The following is a 16,775-nucleotide window of genomic DNA, read 5'->3' as shown; positions in this document are numbered from 1 at the left end:
TCCCCCATGAAACCCCTGCAATCCCTGGTCGTGCTGTTGCTGGCCGTGGCCATCGGCGTGGTGGCCGCGCAATGGCTCGGCGCCGATGACCTCAACCGCTTCGGCGAAGTGACCCTGCGCTACGGCGGCTACGACTACCACAGCAACCTGCCCAAGGTGGCACTGCTGTCGGTGATCGCCGTGCTGGTGCTGTGGCTGCTGTGGAGCCTGATCGCAGCACCGTTCCGCGCCTGGGGCCGCTACCGCCGCAAGCAGGGCCGGGTGCGCCTGATCGACGGCCTGCAGGCCTATGAGCACGGCCAGTGGCAGCGTGCCGAAAAGCTGCTGGATGGTGCCGCCAAGGATCCGGAAGTGAGCGCGGTGGCGCTGGCCAATGCCGTGCGCAGTGCGCAGGCACGTGCCGACGGCCCCGCCGGTGAAGCCCTGCTGCAGCGCCTGGGCGAGAGCGATGCCACCCTGCAGGCGCTTCTGCGTGCAGAACAGCTGCTGGCGCGCGATCTGCCGGTGGATGCGATCAACGCGTTGGATGTGGCGACGATCCAGCCGCTGCCGCCGCGCGGCCTGTGGCTGCGTACCGAAGCGCTGGCACAGGCCGGCCGCGCCCACGAGGCGTATGGCCAGCTGGGTGCACTGCGCCAGAGCAAGGTGCTGCCGGCCGACGCCAACAGCGAACTGGAAGCACGCCTGGCCGCACAGGCGCTGCTGGAAGCAGCCGACGTCAATGCGCTGGCCGCGCAGTGGGAAGCCACGCCGAAGGCGCTGCGGCCAACCCCGGACGTGGTGGGTGCGTATGCCAGCCGTGCGGTTGCATTGAAATGGGACGAACCGGCGCTGCTGGCGTTGGAACAGGCACTGGACCAGCGCTGGGATGACGAACTGGTGGCGCTGTATGGCCGCCTGCCGGCCGAGCGCCTGGCCACGCGTCAGGCCAACCTCGCGCGCTGGCGCAACGTGCACGACAGCTCGGCTGCGCTGCGCCTGGCACAGGGCCGCGTGGCCCTGGCCCAGCAGCAGTGGGATGCCGCCGATGCGTTCCTGCACGAGGCCATCGCCGCGGGCGCCGGTGCCCCGGCGTGGGAGGCACTGGGTGAGCTGTTCGCACAGCGTGGCGAGCACGCGCTGGCCGCGCAGTGCCTGGCCAATGCGCTGCGACTGCAGCGTGGCGAGGACAGCGTGGAACTGGTGCGCGGCACCGAAGCGCCGCTGCGTGCCACGGTGGAGGAGCAGCCGGGTACGGTGCAGCCGCCGGTGTATGACGCCAACGAAGAGCGCGACGAATTCGGCAATCCACGGTTGCCGTGAAGCGTGCCGACCAACGGTCGGCACCCACCGGAGCAGAAAAACGCCGCCCATTGGGCGGCGTTTTCATCTGTGGAACCCGGTAGTCGCCAACCTTGGTTGGCGCTCTGACATCTTCCGAACGATGACATCGCATGGCCGACCAAGGTCGGCATCTACCAAAGCAGATCCAACGCGCATTCCCGGTAGTCGCCAACCTTGGTTGGCGCGCGGTCGCAGCGATCAGCGCTCGACGATCGCCACTACGCCCATGCCGCCGGCGGTGCAGATCGACACCAGCGCGCGGCCACCGCCGCGTTCGGCCAGCTGCTTGGCTGCGGTGGCGATGACGCGTGCGCCGGTGGCGGCGAACGGGTGGCCGGTGGCCAGCGAGGAACCCAGCAGGTTGATCTTGTCCGGGTCGATGCGGCCCAGCGGTGCATCCAGGCCCAGGCGATTGCGGCAGTAATCCTCGCTCTCCCACGCACGCAGGGTGCACAGCACCTGCGCGGCGAAAGCTTCGTGGATCTCGTAGATGTCGAAGTCCTGCAGGGTCAGGCCGTTGCGCTTGAGCATCTCCGGCACGGCCACGGTCGGCGCCATCAGCAGGCCTTCGCCATGCACGAAGTCCACCGCCGAGACGTGCGCGTCACGCAGATAGGCCTGCGGCTCATGGCCGTGGGCACGCGCCCACTCTTCGCTGGCCAGCAGCACGGCGGCGGCGCCGTCGGTCAGCGGCGTGGAGTTGGCGGCGGTGAGCGTGCCGCGGCCGGAAACCTTGTCGAACGCCGGCTTCAGCGTGGCCAGCTTCTCCAGCGAAGTATCCGGGCGCAGGATGTTGTCACGCTCGACACCACGGAACGGTGCGATCAGGTCGTTGAAGAAACCGCGCTCATAGGCAGCAGCCAGCTTCTTGTGCGACGACACCGCCCACTCGTCCTGCGAGTCACGCGAGATGTTCCATTCCTTGGCCATGTCCTCGCAGTGGTCGCCCATGCTCTTGCCGGTGCGCGGCTCGGCCACGCCCGGGAACTCGGGCTTGAGCTCGGAGAACTTGAAGCCAGCGGTCAGCGCGCGGATCTTGTCGCCGGTGCTCTTGGCACGGTTGGCGGCCAGCAGGCGCGCGCGCAGCTTCTTGCCGTAGACGATCGGCACGTCGGAGGTGGTATCCGAACCGCCACCGATACCCGATTCGATCTGGCCCAGCGCGATCTTGTTGGCAACCGTGATGATGCTGTCCAGCGAAGTGCCGCAGGCGCGCTGCAGGGTGATGCCCGGGGTCAACGGCGACAGGCCGGAGGACAGCGTGGCTTCGCGGCCCAGGTTCCAGTCGCTGGAGTGCTTGATCACCGCACCCATCGCCACTTCACCCAGCTGCTGGCCATGCAGGCCGAAACGTTCAACCAGCGCGCCCAGCGTGCGGACCGACATGCCGAGGTTGCCGACATCCGAATACGCGGTGTTCTGGCGGCAGAACGGAATGCGGACGCCACCGAGGATGGCGACGGGACGAGCGTTGGGCATGGAGATACCTGGCATGGATGAGGGTGTCTGCAACATGGCCTGCACGACGGAGCAGGCATAATGGAGCCAAGTGTAGCTGCCGCCCTGTGATGGGCCAACCGTGGAACCATGAGCAAACCCGACCCCGCGATGAATGCCCTTGGCGTGCTGGCCCTGGAACTGGCCGGCGGCGAAATCCCCCGCCAGGCGGTGCTCAGCGCCGAACAGGCCGGTGAACTGGCCGATCGCGTCGGCCGCGACCTGTCCAAGCTGGTGCCGCAGGTGGCCGAGCTGGACCTGGTGTTCGCCGCCGCCCATTTCGACCCGGCCGAAGTACTGCGCCCGGGCTGGCCGATCCATCGCCGCCTGGAAGAACTGCAGATGCGTGCGCCGGGCCGCAACCAGGGCCCGCGCCTGCTGGCCTTCGGTACCGATGCCAACGGTGATGTGCCGCTGCCGTTCCAGGCCGATGCCAGCCTGGTGGGCGGTGGCCTGCGCGTGGTGCCGTTCCTGCTGACCGGCAGCGACGTGGCGACGACCAATGCAGTGGCCGAGGCGCTGGAAGACACGCTGCTGGCCAACGGCATGGCGCATGCCGATACCGCGTTGATGGCGCAGAACACCTTCGGTGCCCGCATCGAGCATGCGCGCTATTTCACCGTGAATGATCTGGCCGCGATGATGTCGATGCAGTACGACAATCAGGGCCTGGCCGCGCTGTGGCCGCTGATCGAGACCGCGATCATGGCCCCGGGCGAGGACGAATGGCTCAACGCCGCGCCCGAGCCGCTGCTGCGCTACACGCACGGCGAGGCACGCATGGCGCTGTTCGATCCGGCCGGCTGGTGCGCGCACTACAACCACGGCAAGAACGACTGCGACCGCCTGAAGGGCATCTACGAGCAGTTCCTGATGCGCCAGCGGCAGATGGCCGCGGTGCTGGAAGCGCACGGCGTGCCGGTGCTGTTCGTGCACTGCGAGGCCGGTCAGGACGCGCGCGAACTGCTGGCGCGCTGACCCGGGTGGCCTGTTGGTAGTGCCGGCCGCTGGCCGGCAACCTCCGGATCTGCGATTGCCGGCCAGCGGCCGGCACTACCGATAAAGAAAAACGCCGGCTTGCGCCGGCGTTTTCTGATGACTTACTGCGCCTTCTGGATCACCGCACACGCCAAGCGCGCACCGGCGTTGCCGGTCGGCTGGGTCTTGTAGTCATCCGCATCGGCGTGGACGATCAGGCCGCGGCCGATGATGTCGAAGTCATCGCCCTTGCCGATGTTGACGTTGCTCGACACCGGGCCGTCGATGGTGGCCACGCCCTTGTCGTCGGCCTTGATGTTGGGCATGTCGCCACCGTGGTGCGGATCGGCGGACACGCTGCCGTGATCCTGCTTGCCCGGGTTGAAGTGGCCACCGGCGCTCATGCCGTCCGGCGCGCTGCAGTCGCCCTTCTCGTGGATGTGGAAGCCGTGCTCGCTGCCCGGCTTCAGGCCGCTGATCTGGCCGGTCACGTGGACCTTGCCGTCAACCACCTTGAAGGTGACGCTGCCCTTGGCCTCGTTGCCCTGGGTCGGTGCCAGCTCGGCGGTGGCCGAGGCGTCGGCCGCCGGGGCGGCAGCGGGTGCCGGTGCTGCGGCCGGTTCAGTGGTTGCGCCCTCGGCCGGAGCGGCCGGCGCGGTTTCAGCCTGCGGCGCGGCCGGCTGCTGATTGCAGGCCGCCAGGCCCAGTGCAGCAATGGCTGCGAACAGCGAAGTGTGGATCAAACGCATGGAATCTCTCCCTGGATGATGCCTGCAGTGATCAGCGGACAACCCGGATCACGCCACAGGCGATGCGGACGCCGGCATTGCCGGCGGGCTGGCTGCGATAGTCGTCGGCGTTGGCATGCACGACCAGTGCACGTCCGGCGATATCGGTGGCGGCGCCTCCGCCAAGGGTAACGCCCTTGAGGTGGATATCGACGTTGGCGCGGCCCTGGGCGTCGGCACGCAGATTGTCCATGTCGCCCAGGTGGTGCTTGCCGGTGCCGGCGCGGCCATGCGCAGCGCCACCGGGATTGAAGTGATTGCCGGCACTGCTGGCATCCACCGCGCTGCAGTCACCGCGCTCGTGGATGTGGAAACCGGCCTGCTGCATCGGCTGCAGGCCACCGATCAGCCCGGTGATGTGGATGCCACCGGGCTCCACCATCAGCGCGATGCGGCCACTGACGATGCTGGCCGAGGCCGGCGACAGATTGGCCTCGGCCTGCTTGGCGGCGCTGACCACGGTCGGCGGTGGCGGGGTGGGCTCGGCCTTCTTCGGCGCACTGCCACAGGCAGACAGCAGCGCGGCGGCGGACAACGGCAGGATGGCAAAGGACAGACGCATCGAAGACTCCTTGCAGGTGACACTACGGACGGCATCGTCCATGAACGATCAACGGTTCGGCAAGCGGGCGCGAGGATCGCGTGCAGGGACCGTTCAATGGCCCCCGCGACGGCGGCCAGCGCCCAGCTTGCGGGTAAGGGTATTGCGGCCAAGGCCCAGGCGGGCCGCGGCTTCAGCACGGCGGCCATGGGTGATCTGCAGCGCGGCCTCCAGCAGGGCATGGTCGACCCGCTCACGCACCTGCGCGTGCAGGCCTTCGGTGCCTTCGGCCAGCTGCCGGCGTGCCCATTCGGCCAGCAGCGCCTCCCACTGCCCCGGATCGGCGCTGGTGGTGCTGCTGCGACGACCGCGCGTACGGTTGAGCGCGGTATCGACGTCGGCCACGCCAATGGTGTCAGCGGCGGCCAGCGCCGCCATCCGCCAGCACACGTTTTCCAGCTCGCGCACGTTGCCCGGCCAATCGTGTTCGCGCAGCGCCTGCAGTGCGGCAGCGGTCAGGCGCTTCGGCGGCGTATCCAGCTTGCGTGCGGCGGCGCCCAGGAACGTACTTGCCAGTTGTGCGATGTCCTCGCGACGCTCGCGCAGCGGTGGCAGCTGCAGGCGCACCACGTCCAGGCGATGCAGCAGATCGGCACGGAACTTCCCCTGCGCGACCAGGCCTTCCAGATCCTGGTGGGTGGCGGCAATCACCCGCACGTCGACGCGGATCAACTCGCGACCACCGACGCGGAAGAACTCGCCCTGTGCCAGCACGCGCAGCAGGCGGGTCTGCAGCGGCAACGGCATATCGCCTATTTCATCGAGGAACAGCGTGCCGCCGTTGGCCTGCTCGAAACGGCCGATATGGCGGCGCTGGGCACCGGTGAAGGCGCCGGCTTCGTGGCCGAACAACTCGCTTTCCAGCAGCTCGGACGGGATTGCAGCAGTATTGAGCGCGACGAACGGCCCCTGCGCGCGCGGCGATTCGCGATGCAGCGCATTGGCCACCAGCTCCTTGCCGGTGCCGGTTTCGCCGGTGATCAGCACCGCCAGCGGCGCCTGCGCCAGGCGGCCGATGGCACGGAACAGCGCGCGCATCGGCGGGGTATCGCCCACCAGTTGCGGTGGCTGGTCGCCATGCGCTTCCGCCGCAGGTGTGGGCGCCGCCAGTGCCGGTGCAACGGCCGGCAGCACACGCTGCGCCAGCGCCACGGCGTCGTCCAGATCGAACGGCTTGGACAGGAATTCATGCGCGCCACCGCGGAACGCACCGGCCGTGCTGGCCACGTCGGTGTAGGCCGACATCACCACCACCGGCAGCTGCGGCAGCGCGGCCTTGAGCTTGTCCAGCAGCACCAGGCCATCGTCGCCGGGCATGCGCACATCGGTGAACAGCAGCGCCGGCGGCGGGCCCTCGCTCAGGGCCTGCAGGGCGGGGGCGGCGCTGTCGAAATCGACGACCTGGTAGCCCGCCTCGCGCAGCGCGGTGCACAGCACGAAACGCACGGCCCGATCGTCATCGACCACCCAGATGCGCTGCGGGGACGAAAAAGACTCAGACATCGCGCGGGGCCTCCTCGGCCGGGGCGGCGCCGCTGATGATCGGCAGCAGCAGGGTGAACACGGTATGGCCCGGGCGCGAGCGGTAGGTCAGCGTACCGCGGTGTTCGCGCGCGACCTGCTGCGCCAGCGCCAGGCCCAGGCCAGTGCCTTCGGCACGGCCACTGACCAAGGGCAGGAACAGGTGTTCAGCCAGTTCCTCCGGCACGCCACGGCCGTCGTCGGCGATTTCCAGGCGCAACGCCAGCGTGTGCAGCTGCTCGGCGATGCGCACGCCATGCTCCACGCGGGTACGCAGGGTGATGTTGCCGGCGCCGGCCTGGATCGCGTTGCGCACCAGGTTCCAGACCGCCTGGGTGAGGCGGTCGGCGTCACCATGGAATTCGGGGATGCTGGGGTCGTAGTCACGCTGCAGGCGCACCGCCCAGCCGGCTTCGCTCTCGGCCAGGCGCAGCACGCGTTCCAGCGCGGCATGGATGTTCAGTTCGGCATGCGGCGCGGCCGGGGCCGGCGACAGCAGCTGGTCGAGCAGGCCGTTGAGGCGCTCGATCTCCGAGCCGATCAGTTCGATCAGCTCACGTTCGCTGGCGTCGCGCTGCGCCGCACGCCGGGCAAGCAGCTGGGCCGCGCCCTTCAGTCCGGCCAGCGGGTTGCGCAGCTCGTGGGCCAGGCCCTTCAGCGCCGCACTGAGCGCGCTGGGCAGCGCCTGGGTGGGATCGAGTCCTGGGAACTCATCGACCGGATGCGCCTCCAGCAGCCAGCCGCCATCGTCGCGGCGGCTCATCCAGCCCTCGGCGAAGCGCGGCGCCTCGCCGGGCACCGCCAGCGCCAACCGGTTCAGGCGCAGGCTGTCGCGCTCATCGCGGGCCAGGAAATGGGCCAGTGCCTCGCCCTGCACTTCCAGTGCGGCCAGCGGCCGCCCCAGCAGGCGCCGGACGCTGACGCCCAGCCAGCGGGCGAAGGCCGGGTTGCAGCCGGCAATGCAGCCATCGGCCCCGGCCCAGGCCAACGGCGTGCCAAGGGCATCGAGGGACGGCGGGGGTGCGGGGTCGGACATTGCACCAATGTAGTGCAAAACGCGGGTCCAGCATCAGATCGCATCGAATGCGTCGCCAGTCGTCGCGCCCGGGAATTACGCGCCATGCTTGCCGAAGGAATAATAACGCCTTACGATACTATCGTCACACGTTATCAATATGCCGATCCAATCATTTGCCTGCAAACGTACGCAGGCACTGTTTGATGGTCATCGCGTGCAGAGATGGCGCCACATTGAAGCTGCCGCGCTGCGAAAGCTGGCCATGCTCAATGTGGCAGCTGATCTGCGGGATCTGCGTCTGCCGCCAGCGAACAGACTGGAATCGCTGCATGGGGACCGGCGCGGCCAGTACAGCATCCGCATCAATGACCGGTTCCGGCTGTGCTTTGTCTGGTCTCGGGAAGGTCCTGCCAAGGTCGAAATTGTCGATTACCACTGAAGGAGTCGTGCGAGTGCGAACCGCCCCCTACCCCGCTCCCGGCGAGATCCTGTTGCATGAATTCCTGGAGCCTCTGGGCATCACCCAATACCGGCTGGCCAAGGCAATTGGCGTCTCACAACGCCGTATCGGCGAGATTGTCTCCGGTGATCGCGCAGTCACTGCGGACACCGGGCTGCGCCTGTCCCGCTACTTCGGCGTTTCCGACAAGTTCTGGATCGGCCTGCAGGCCGACTTCGATGCCGCGATGACCAAGGAAAAGCTGGCCGACGTGCTTGCCCGGATCGAACCCTACAACGCGGCTGCCTGAGCCTTGGCCCGGGGTCAGAGCCCTTTCCCTGCGGAAAGGGACCCGAGCCCGGGCGGGCAGCGTTACACCGGGTAGCCGGTGGCTTCCCGGGCCTTCTTCCAGGCACTTTCGAATTCGCGCGCGGAGATTTCGTCGTCTTCGTCGAAATCCAGGAACGACACCGGCTGGTCGGCCAGCAGGAAGCGGTCATCGCTGTGGGCGTGCTCGTCGGCCCAGACCATCTTGGTGCCGTAGATCTCCACCTGGCGCACGATCTTCTCGCCACGGGCTTCCATCAGCACGTTGCCCTTGCCCAGGCCCGATTCGGCCCAGTGCTTGTAGTACTTCTTTGCGTTGTTGTTCTTGATGTTCTTCATTGCAGGGGTCCTGGCCGCAGGCGCGGCCGGAGAGTTCGGAATGGCGCCATTATCAGGCATCCGGGGTCAGAACCCTTTCCTGCGGAAAGGGATCCGACCCCTGCCGGTTCAGTTCGGCAGCGCCACGCCCTTCGGCCACAGCATCCAGATGTTGCCCTTCTGCTTCATGTCGCCGGCCAGCTTGCCGGCGGCATCGCCACTGCCCCAGTACAGGTCCGCGCGCACTTCGCCGGCAATGGCGCCGCCGGTGTCCTGCGCGGCCACCGGGCGCACCACCGGGGTGCCGTCCGGGCGCGTGGTGGACAGCCACAGCAGGCTACCCAGCGGCACCACGGTGCGATCCACTGCGACGCTGTAGCCGGCGGTGAGCGGCACGTTCAGTGAACCACGCGGGCCTTCCGGGCTGTCCGGGTTGCGCACGAAGAACACGTAGCTGGGGTTGCTGCGCAGCAGTTCCGGCACGCGCGCGGGATTGGCCCGGGCCCAGGCGCGGATCGCATCCATGGTGACGTCTTCCTTCTTCAGCTGGCCCTGGTCCACCAGCCAGCGGCCGATGGCACGGTACGGGTGGCCGTTCTGTTCCGCATAGGCCAGCCGCACCTGCGTGCCATCGGCCAGGCGCACCCGGCCCGACCCCTGGATCTGCAGCAGCTGCAGGTCCATCGGGTCGGTCAGCCAGGCCAGTACCGGGGCCTTGGCGCCCTTGGCCGCGATGGTGCCGGCGTCGTCATAGGGCTTGAGCACCTTGCCCTCGACGCGCCCGCGCAGGCGCTTGCCCTTCAATTCCGGGTAGACGCTGTCCAGCTGCACCACGATCAGATCATTCGGCGTGCCGTAAACCGGTACGGTGGCAGCAGCCGTGCGGGTGAGGCTGCCGGGGTAGATCGGCTCGTAGTAGCCGGTAATCAGCCCGTGGGCCTGGTGGCCGCCGGCACGCAATGCATAGACATCCAAATCGCGCTGCAGGAACTGGCGGATCGCCGCCGGGTCCTTGTCCGAAACCGTCGCGGCGGTGGCGCAGGGTTTGGCCCAGACCGCATCGTTCTTCAGGCGGGTGCAGCTGCTGCGCCAGGCGACGAAACCGGCCTGCAGGTCGCTGTCGGAGACCGGTGGCAGTGCACTCCATGCGGCCTTGGCATAGGTGGCAGCGGGCGGCGTGACCGGCGTCGGCACTTCGGTTCCGGTGCGGGGAGCGGTGGTGGAGCAGCCGGCGAGCACAGCCGCTGCCAGCAGGATGCAGTGCTTGCGCTTGAAGAAGATGGCGGAATCGATCATGCCGCCATGGTGGAGTGCCGGCCGCTGGGCGGCAACCCAGCGCTGGGCCAAGCGTTCATGCGCCGGCTCACGGCGTCTGCAGCAGCAGGGAATGCAGAATGCGGGCGTCTTCAGCATCCAGTGTCTTCGGCAGGTCGTCGCGGCCACGGAAACGGCGGTGGAAGGCAGCGACGGCGGCGTCCCGGTTGTCGAGCGGATAGCCGAAGCGGGCCAGCGCATTCCACGCGTCGAAGCCTTCCGGCGCAGCCCCGTCGGCGGCGCGTGGCCATACGCCGAATCCAGCCTCGGCCAGCTGCTGCCACGGGAAGAAGCGGCTCGGGTCCTGCTTGCGTGTCGGCGCCAGGTCGGCATGGCCGATCACCTGCCGCGGCGGAATGTTCAGGCGGGTGGTGAGATCGCGCAGCAGCACGATCAGCGATTCGATCTGCGCCGCACTGAACGGGCTGCGGCCATCGTTGTCGAGCTCGATGCCGATCGATGCCGAGTTGAGGTCGGTGATGGTGCCCCAACGCCCGGCGCCGGCGTGCCAAGCACGGCGCTCATCGGCAACCAGCTGATAGCGATGGCCATCGGCACCGATCAGGTAGTGCGCGCTGACTGGTCCACCGCTGTTGGCGGTGCGCAGCGTGCGCAGGCTCTGCTGCACCGATTTCTGTTCGGTGTGGTGGATGACGATGATGACCGGCGTGCGCGCATTCTGGTTGGGTGACGACACCCAGGTGGCGAGCGGGTTGCGGGTTTCCTGCGGCGCGGAGGCACAGGCGGCCAGCAGCAGGCAGGCCGAGAGCATCAGGGCGGTGCGGATCGGGTGCATGGCCCGATTGTGCGCGATCAGGCGCGATGATGCATGCCGCCGTGCCGAGCAAGCTTGGCACCCACCAGAGAGGATGCAGTAGATCCACGCCATGCGTGGATGGGCTAGCCGCTGTGCCGACCAACGGTCGGCACCCACCAGAGCAGACCAGACCCAGTGCCAAGCAAGCTTGGCACCCACCAGAACAGTAGAAGTGCCGACCAACGGTCGGCACCCACAACATCAATGCAGCAGCTCGGCCGCTACTTCAGGCCTCGTACGCGGACTCGCCGTGCGAGGTCACATCCAGGCCGGTGCGCTCGGCTTCCTCGGTCACGCGCAGGCCGACCACGCTGCGCACCACCAGCAGGATCAGCGTGGTCACTACCGCCGACCAGACCACGGTCAGGCCGACGCTGACCACCTGCACCCAGACCTGATGGGCGATATCCAGATCGGCCTTGGTGCCGCCCAGCGACTGCGCACTGAACACACCGGTGAGAATCGCGCCGACGATGCCGCCGACACCATGCACACCGAACACGTCGGCGGTGTCGTCCACCTTCAGCAGGCGCTTCAAACCGGTCACACCCCACACGCAGACCACGCCGGCGACGAAGCCGATGATGATCGCGCCGAGCGGGCCGACGGTGCCGCAGGCCGGCGTGATGCCGACCAGGCCGGCGACTGCGCCCGAGGCCGCGCCCAGTGCCGACGGCTTGCCCTTGCTGATCGCTTCCACCAGCGTCCAACCGAGTACGGCAGCGGCCGTGGCCAGCACGGTATTGAGGAAGGCCAGCGAGGCGACGGTATCGGCGGCAGCGGCGGAACCCGCGTTGAAGCCGAACCAGCCGACCCACAGCAGCATCGCGCCGATATAGGTAAACGGCACGTTGTGCGGCTTCAGCGCGGTCTGGCCATAGCCCAGGCGCTTGCCGACGAACCACGCGGCGACCAGACCGGCCACACCTGCGTTGATGTGGACCACGGTGCCACCGGCGAAATCGATCGCGCCCATCTCACCCAGGTAGCCGCCACCCCAGACGATGTGCGCCATCGGGATGTAGCTGAGGGTGAACCACAGCGCCGAGAACAGCAGCACCGCACGGAACTTGATGCGCTCGGCGAACGCGCCGACGATCAGCGCGGTGGTGATGCCAGCAAACGTCGACTGGAAGGCGACGAACAGGTAATCCGGCAGGCCCTTGATCGGGGTGTTGCCGACCGACTCCGGAGTGAAGCCCTTGAGGAAGGCGAATTCGGTGAACGAGCCGAAGAACGGGTTGCCGGCGCTGAACACCGCGCTGTAGCCATAGGCCACCCACAGCAGCAGCACCAGCGAGAACACCACCAGGATCTGGCTGAGCACCGACAGCACGTTCTTCGAACGCACCAGGCCGCCATAGAACAACGCCAGGCCCGGCACCACCATCAGCAACACCAGGAGGGTGGACGTCAGCATCCAGGCCACGTCGCCATGGTCGTAGGTCGCGGCGGCTTCAGCCGCGGCCGGTGCGGCGACCGCAGCGACCGGATCCTGCAGCGGTTCGACCGCCACGCTTTCGCTCGGCAGCGGCGAGATCTGGGCCTGAGCGTGGGCACTGCCCGGCCACGCACCGGCGGCCAGCGCGCTGAGCAGCATCAACAGGCACACGAAGTGGAACCGGGCTTGCCACCCGGTGAGAAGGCGCATCTTCATGGGGGAGTCTCCGGAAAGGGGTTACAGAGCGTCGGCACCGATTTCGCCGGTGCGGATGCGGATGACCTGTTCGACGGCGGTGACGAAGATCTTGCCGTCACCGATCTTGCCGGTGCCTGCCGACGACTGGATCGCTTCGATCACCGCGTCGGCACGCTCATCGGTGACCACGGTTTCGATCTTGATCTTGGGCAGGAAGTCGACGACGTACTCGGCGCCGCGATACAGCTCGGTGTGGCCCTTCTGGCGGCCGAAGCCTTTCACTTCGGTCACGGTGATGCCCGACACGCCTGCGTCGGAGAGGGCCTCGCGGACCTCGTCGAGCTTGAACGGCCGGATGATGGCGGAGATCAGTTTCATGCGCATGTCCCGAGGGTGGATGGGGCCAGCGCGCCAGCGCGCGTTGGCATCAGGCAACCAGCGGCCATCAGGATGATGGCCGTGGCTGTTGCACCGGACACGTACAGGGCCGGGACGGCCGTGCCTCTCTCCTTGCACGACCGACGCGGGAGGGAGGGCGGCCCTGGTCGCGTATCCGGTCTCTCTTGCCCCTGTTTCAGCGGACCAACAGTCCGCTCTACTGCAGCGGGCCAGCGGCCCGCTCTGCCACGGCGGGCCAGCGGCCCGCTCTGCCACGGCGGGTCGGGGTCCGCTCTACCACGGCGGACCGGGGCCCGCCCTGCGGCTCCCCAGCCGCGAAGACGGAAGCGATGGCGGCGGGTGGGAGGGGAAGCCCACCGCCATCGCCACCGGTCAGCTGGCGTAGTACAGCTGGTATTCCAGCGGGTGGGTGGCCGCGCGGAACTTGGTCACTTCCTGCATCTTCAGCGCGATGTAGCCGTCGATGAAGTCATCGCTCATCACGCCGCCGGCCTTCAGGAACTCGCGGTCCTTGTCCAGCGCTTCCAGCGCCTGGTCCAGCGAGGAGCAGACCTGCGGGATCAGCTTCTCTTCTTCCGGCGGCAGGTCGTACAGGTCCTTGTCGCTCGGTGCGCCCGGGTCGATCTGGTTCTTGATGCCGTCCAGGCCGGCCATCATCAGCGCGGTGAAGGTGAGGTAGCCGGACTGGATCGGATCCGGGAAGCGCATTTCGATGCGGCGTGCCTTCGGGTTGGACACCCACGGAATGCGGCACGAAGCCGAACGGTTGCGGGCCGAGTAGGCCAGCATCACCGGTGCTTCGTAGCCCGGCACCAGGCGCTTGTAGCTGTTGGTGCCCGAGTTGGCGAAGGCGTTGATGGCCTTGGCGTGCTTGAAGATGCCGCCGATGTACCACAGCGCCAGCTGGCTCAGGCCGCCGTAGCCGTCACCGGAGAACAGGTTGGTGCCGCCCTTGGACAGCGACTGGTGCACGTGCATGCCGCTGCCGTTGTCGCCGACGATCGGCTTGGGCATGAAGGTGACGGTCTTGCCGTTGCGGTGCGCGACGTTCTTGATCACGTACTTCATGCGCAGCAGTTCGTCGGCCTTCTGCACCAGGGTGCTGAACTTGGTGCCGATCTCGCACTGGCCGGCGGTGGCCACTTCGTGGTGCTGCACTTCAACTTCGATGCCGACCTGTTCCAGGGTCTTGCACATCTCGGCGCGCAGGTCGTGCAGGGTGTCGGTCGGCGGCACCGGGAAGTAACCGCCCTTCACGCCCGGACGGTAGCCGCTGTTGGCGCCGTCGTACTTGGCGCCGCTGTTCCACGCCGCTTCTTCCGAGTCGACCTGGAAGAAGGTGTGGCCCATTTCATTGGCGAAGCGGACCGAATCGAAGATGAAGAATTCCGGCTCCGGGCCGAAGAACGCGGTTTCGGCGATGCCGGAGGACTTCAGGTAGGCCTCGGCGCGCTTGGCGATGCCGCGCGGGCAACGGCCATACGGCTGCATGGTGGCCGGATCGAGGATGTCGCAGCTGATCACGATGGTCGGATCGGCGTAGAACGGGTCGACGTAGGCGCTGGCGGTATCCGGCAGCAGCACCATGTCCGATTCGGCGATGCCCTTCCAGCCGGCGATCGAGCTGCCATCGAACATCTTGCCTTCTTCGAACAGCGACGGCTCGACGATGCTGACCGGGAAGGTCACGTGCTGCTCGACACCACGCATGTCGACAAAGCGCAGGTCGACGAACTCGATCTGGTTGTCCTTGATCAGCTTCTCAACGTTTTCCACGGACATCGGTACGACCTCGGATGGGGATGAATGCCTGCTGAGGTACAGCAACGACCGTGCCAACTTTTCGCAGGCTGCAAGTCATTGATTTCAAAAAGGCCGCCCCGCAGCGGTGCAGAACCGTGCGCACCAAATGGGTGCAGCCGACAGCGGACGCACCCGTTTGGTGCGGCAGTGATCGTCTATCCTCTCGACCTTCTTCCTTCCTGCCGCGCGTGCCCGCACCGTCCATGTCCGACCTGCTCTCCGCCCTGTTGCTGGGCATCCTCGAAGGCTTGACCGAGTTCCTGCCGATCTCCAGCACCGGCCACCTGCTCATCGCCCAGCACTGGCTGGGTGCCCGTTCGGACTTCTTCAACATCGTCATCCAGGCCGGCGCGATCGTGGCGGTGGTACTGGTGTTCCGCCAGCGCCTGCTGCAGCTGGCCACCGGCTTCGGGCAGCGCGAGAACCGCGAGTACGTATTCAAGCTGGGCGCGGCCTTCCTGGTCACCGCCGTGGTCGGCCTGGTGGTGCGCAAAGCCGGCTGGTCGCTGCCCGAGACGGTCAGCCCGGTGGCCTGGGCACTGATCATCGGTGGCATCTGGATGCTGCTGGTGGAGGCCTACACCGCGCGCCTGCCCGACCGCGACCAGGTGACCTGGACCGTGGCGATCGGCGTCGGCCTGGCGCAGGTGGTGGCCGGCGTGTTCCCCGGCACCTCGCGTTCGGCCTCGGCGATCTTCCTGGCCATGCTGCTGGGCCTGAGCCGCCGCGCGGCGGCTGCCGAGTTCGTGTTCCTGGTCGGCATTCCCACCATGTTCGCCGCCAGCGCCTACACCTTCCTGGAAATGGCCAAGGCCGGACAGCTGGGCAACGAGAACTGGACCGAGGTGGGCGTGGCCTTCCTTTCCGCGGCCGTCACCGGCTTCGTCGTAGTGAAGTGGCTGATGGGCTACATCAAATCGCACAAATTCACCGCGTTCGCGCTTTACCGCATCGCGCTGGGCGCCGCGCTGCTGCTGTGGTTGCCGTCCGGCAGCTGAACAGCGCCGGGGCACGGTAACCCCGTTGCCGGCCCCACCCCGTTTCCCCCACGGTTCCCCAAGGAGAATCACCATGAACCGCAAGCTCACCCTGCTCCTCCCGCTGGCCCTGATGGCCGCCTGCAGCCAGACCCCGGCCCCGGCCGGCAACGGCGGCGACGACGTGGCCCCGGCCGCGGCCAAGGCAGCAGACCAGCAGACGCTGGCGCACCTGGACGCGCAGCGCCTGCAGAGCCAGCACTGGCTGCTGCAGCAGGCCACCGGTGCCGACGGCAAGCGCATCGACGCGCTGTTCGCCCGCGAAGACAAGCCGGTCACCCTGGACTTCGCTGATGGCCGCCTGTCGGTCAGCAACGCCTGCAACCACATGGGTGGCGGCTACACCCTGGCCGACGGCAAGCTGACGGTCAGTGCGATGGCCTCGACCATGATGGCCTGCACCGACAAGGCGCTGATGGCGCTGGACGAGGCCGTGTCGAGCCGCCTGCAGGGCGAGCTGAAGGCCGAGCAGGATGCCGATGGCAAGCTGACCCTGACCAACGCGAAGGGCGATGTGCTGGTGTTCAACCCGGAACCGACCGCTGAAACCCGCTACGGCGGCGCCGGCGAAACCGTATTCCTGGAAGTGGCCGCCAAGACCGAGAAGTGCTCGCACCCGCTGATCCCGGACTACCAGTGCCTGCAGGTGCGTGAAGTGAAGTTCGACGACAAGGGCCTGAAGCAGGGTGAGCCGGGCAAGTTCGAGAACTTCTACGGCAACATCGAGGGTTACACCCACGAGGACGGCGTGCGCAACGTGGTGCGCGTGAAGCGCTACGAAGTGAAGAACCCGCCGGCCGATGCGCCGTCGCAGGCGTACGTGCTGGACATGGTGGTCGAGTCGGCCATCGAGAAGAAGTAAGACGACAGAAGGGCGGCCGCGAGGTCGCCCTTCTTCGTTGTGTAGAGTCGAGCCATGCTCGACTGCTTCTACGGTGAGTCGAGCATGGCTCGAC

Annotated in this window: 17 protein-coding genes; 6 read left to right on the top strand and 11 right to left on the bottom strand. The window is 67.4% G+C overall.

The window, feature by feature from the left end; genetic code table 11:
• The first annotated feature begins 6 nt into the window (after positions 1–6).
• Positions 7–1,302, top strand: coding sequence for a heme biosynthesis HemY N-terminal domain-containing protein (locus tag ACZK45_RS00625; RefSeq protein WP_478445290.1), 1,296 nt, complete (start codon positions 7–9; stop codon positions 1,300–1,302).
• 219 nt (positions 1,303–1,521) lie between these two features.
• On the opposite strand, the gene ACZK45_RS00620 is transcribed toward ACZK45_RS00625, so the two are convergent.
• Positions 1,522–2,817 carry an acetyl-CoA C-acetyltransferase gene (locus tag ACZK45_RS00620; protein WP_099551602.1) on the bottom strand — a complete coding sequence of 432 codons (1,296 nt, stop codon included), beginning with the start codon at positions 2,815–2,817 and terminating at the stop codon, positions 1,522–1,524.
• A gap of 93 nt (positions 2,818–2,910) precedes the next feature.
• On the opposite strand from ACZK45_RS00620, the gene ACZK45_RS00615 reads away from it, so the two are divergent.
• Positions 2,911–3,798 (top strand): hypothetical protein, encoded by an 888-nt coding sequence (locus ACZK45_RS00615; protein WP_049423143.1) that lies wholly within the window; start codon positions 2,911–2,913, stop codon positions 3,796–3,798.
• A 122-nt stretch (positions 3,799–3,920) separates the two neighbouring features.
• Here the strand turns inward: ACZK45_RS00615 and ACZK45_RS00610 are convergent, their stop codons facing one another.
• The 4 genes from ACZK45_RS00610 to ACZK45_RS00595 form a co-directional block, all read right to left on the bottom strand.
• Positions 3,921–4,547, bottom strand: a complete 627-nt coding sequence (locus ACZK45_RS00610; protein ID WP_478445289.1) for a superoxide dismutase family protein — start codon at positions 4,545–4,547, stop codon at positions 3,921–3,923.
• Positions 4,548–4,578: 31 nt separating this feature from the next.
• The gene (locus ACZK45_RS00605; RefSeq protein WP_004134573.1) at positions 4,579–5,148 is read right to left on the bottom strand and encodes a superoxide dismutase family protein; all 570 of its coding nucleotides are present in this window, start codon (positions 5,146–5,148) and stop codon (positions 4,579–4,581) included.
• 93 nt (positions 5,149–5,241) lie between these two features.
• Positions 5,242–6,690, bottom strand: a complete 1,449-nt coding sequence (ntrC, locus tag ACZK45_RS00600; RefSeq protein ID WP_478445288.1) for a nitrogen regulation protein NR(I) — start codon at positions 6,688–6,690, stop codon at positions 5,242–5,244.
• A complete protein-coding gene (locus ACZK45_RS00595) occupies positions 6,683–7,744 on the bottom strand; it encodes a two-component system sensor histidine kinase NtrB (RefSeq protein WP_478445287.1) in 1,062 nt (353 codons plus the stop codon). The genes ntrC and ACZK45_RS00595 overlap by 8 nt, the downstream gene beginning before the upstream one ends.
• Before the next feature lie 139 nt (positions 7,745–7,883).
• Here ACZK45_RS00595 and ACZK45_RS00590 point away from each other — a divergent pair, with 139 nt between their 5' ends.
• On the top strand, positions 7,884–8,165 hold the full coding sequence (locus ACZK45_RS00590; RefSeq protein WP_478445286.1) for a type II toxin-antitoxin system RelE/ParE family toxin: 282 nt from the start codon (positions 7,884–7,886) through the stop codon (positions 8,163–8,165).
• 13 nt (positions 8,166–8,178) lie between these two features.
• Positions 8,179–8,475 carry a HigA family addiction module antitoxin gene (locus ACZK45_RS00585; protein ID WP_088023180.1) on the top strand — a complete coding sequence of 99 codons (297 nt, stop codon included), beginning with the start codon at positions 8,179–8,181 and terminating at the stop codon, positions 8,473–8,475.
• 62 nt (positions 8,476–8,537) lie between these two features.
• On the opposite strand, the gene ACZK45_RS00580 is transcribed toward ACZK45_RS00585, so the two are convergent.
• From ACZK45_RS00580 to glnA, 6 genes are all read right to left on the bottom strand, one after another.
• Positions 8,538–8,831: a hypothetical protein gene (locus ACZK45_RS00580; protein ID WP_014035514.1), complete on the bottom strand. Its 294-nt coding sequence runs from the start codon at positions 8,829–8,831 to the stop codon at positions 8,538–8,540.
• 108 nt (positions 8,832–8,939) lie between these two features.
• Positions 8,940–10,106, bottom strand: coding sequence for a murein transglycosylase A (mltA, locus tag ACZK45_RS00575; protein WP_478445285.1), 1,167 nt, complete (start codon positions 10,104–10,106; stop codon positions 8,940–8,942).
• 67 nt (positions 10,107–10,173) lie between these two features.
• Positions 10,174–10,920, bottom strand: a complete 747-nt coding sequence (locus ACZK45_RS00570; protein WP_180837765.1) for an N-acetylmuramoyl-L-alanine amidase — start codon at positions 10,918–10,920, stop codon at positions 10,174–10,176.
• A 247-nt stretch (positions 10,921–11,167) separates the two neighbouring features.
• Positions 11,168–12,598 (bottom strand): ammonium transporter, encoded by a 1,431-nt coding sequence (locus ACZK45_RS00565; protein ID WP_478445284.1) that lies wholly within the window; start codon positions 12,596–12,598, stop codon positions 11,168–11,170.
• 21 nt (positions 12,599–12,619) lie between these two features.
• Entirely contained in the window at positions 12,620–12,958 is a 339-nt protein-coding gene (locus ACZK45_RS00560; RefSeq protein WP_004134334.1) for a P-II family nitrogen regulator, read from the bottom strand.
• A 393-nt stretch (positions 12,959–13,351) separates the two neighbouring features.
• On the bottom strand, positions 13,352–14,761 hold the full coding sequence (gene glnA, locus ACZK45_RS00555) for a type I glutamate--ammonia ligase (protein WP_004153533.1): 1,410 nt from the start codon (positions 14,759–14,761) through the stop codon (positions 13,352–13,354).
• Positions 14,762–14,985: 224 nt separating this feature from the next.
• On the opposite strand from glnA, the gene ACZK45_RS00550 reads away from it, so the two are divergent.
• Both ACZK45_RS00550 and ACZK45_RS00545 read left to right on the top strand, forming a co-directional pair.
• On the top strand, positions 14,986–15,780 hold the full coding sequence (locus tag ACZK45_RS00550; protein ID WP_478445283.1) for an undecaprenyl-diphosphate phosphatase: 795 nt from the start codon (positions 14,986–14,988) through the stop codon (positions 15,778–15,780).
• Positions 15,781–15,853: 73 nt separating this feature from the next.
• Positions 15,854–16,681 carry an META and DUF4377 domain-containing protein gene (locus ACZK45_RS00545; protein ID WP_188487018.1) on the top strand — a complete coding sequence of 276 codons (828 nt, stop codon included), beginning with the start codon at positions 15,854–15,856 and terminating at the stop codon, positions 16,679–16,681.
• The last annotated feature ends 94 nt before the right edge of the window (positions 16,682–16,775 follow it).

The sequence above is a fragment of the Stenotrophomonas sp. 63632_Sma genome, from assembly GCF_056482875.1.
Note: the sequence above shows the minus strand (reverse complement) of the source record. Positions and strands in the feature narration are given on the sequence as shown.

What these genes read in the sequence shown, in the direction of transcription:
- ACZK45_RS00625 (WP_478445290.1), top strand. Translation starts at nt 7, where the DNA reads ATGAAACCCCTGCAATCCCTGGTCGTGCTGTTGCTGGCCGTGGCCATC.
- ACZK45_RS00620 (WP_099551602.1), bottom strand. Translation starts at nt 2,817, where the DNA reads ATGCCAGGTATCTCCATGCCCAACGCTCGTCCCGTCGCCATCCTCGGT.
- ACZK45_RS00615 (WP_049423143.1), top strand. Translation starts at nt 2,911, where the DNA reads ATGAGCAAACCCGACCCCGCGATGAATGCCCTTGGCGTGCTGGCCCTG.
- ACZK45_RS00610 (WP_478445289.1), bottom strand. Translation starts at nt 4,547, where the DNA reads ATGCGTTTGATCCACACTTCGCTGTTCGCAGCCATTGCTGCACTGGGC.
- ACZK45_RS00605 (WP_004134573.1), bottom strand. Translation starts at nt 5,148, where the DNA reads ATGCGTCTGTCCTTTGCCATCCTGCCGTTGTCCGCCGCCGCGCTGCTG.
- ntrC (WP_478445288.1), bottom strand. Translation starts at nt 6,690, where the DNA reads ATGTCTGAGTCTTTTTCGTCCCCGCAGCGCATCTGGGTGGTCGATGAC.
- ACZK45_RS00595 (WP_478445287.1), bottom strand. Translation starts at nt 7,744, where the DNA reads ATGTCCGACCCCGCACCCCCGCCGTCCCTCGATGCCCTTGGCACGCCG.
- ACZK45_RS00590 (WP_478445286.1), top strand. Translation starts at nt 7,884, where the DNA reads ATGCCGATCCAATCATTTGCCTGCAAACGTACGCAGGCACTGTTTGAT.
- ACZK45_RS00580 (WP_014035514.1), bottom strand. Translation starts at nt 8,831, where the DNA reads ATGAAGAACATCAAGAACAACAACGCAAAGAAGTACTACAAGCACTGG.
- mltA (WP_478445285.1), bottom strand. Translation starts at nt 10,106, where the DNA reads ATGATCGATTCCGCCATCTTCTTCAAGCGCAAGCACTGCATCCTGCTG.
- ACZK45_RS00570 (WP_180837765.1), bottom strand. Translation starts at nt 10,920, where the DNA reads ATGCACCCGATCCGCACCGCCCTGATGCTCTCGGCCTGCCTGCTGCTG.
- ACZK45_RS00565 (WP_478445284.1), bottom strand. Translation starts at nt 12,598, where the DNA reads ATGAAGATGCGCCTTCTCACCGGGTGGCAAGCCCGGTTCCACTTCGTG.
- ACZK45_RS00560 (WP_004134334.1), bottom strand. Translation starts at nt 12,958, where the DNA reads ATGAAACTGATCTCCGCCATCATCCGGCCGTTCAAGCTCGACGAGGTC.
- glnA (WP_004153533.1), bottom strand. Translation starts at nt 14,761, where the DNA reads ATGTCCGTGGAAAACGTTGAGAAGCTGATCAAGGACAACCAGATCGAG.
- ACZK45_RS00550 (WP_478445283.1), top strand. Translation starts at nt 14,986, where the DNA reads ATGTCCGACCTGCTCTCCGCCCTGTTGCTGGGCATCCTCGAAGGCTTG.
- ACZK45_RS00545 (WP_188487018.1), top strand. Translation starts at nt 15,854, where the DNA reads ATGAACCGCAAGCTCACCCTGCTCCTCCCGCTGGCCCTGATGGCCGCC.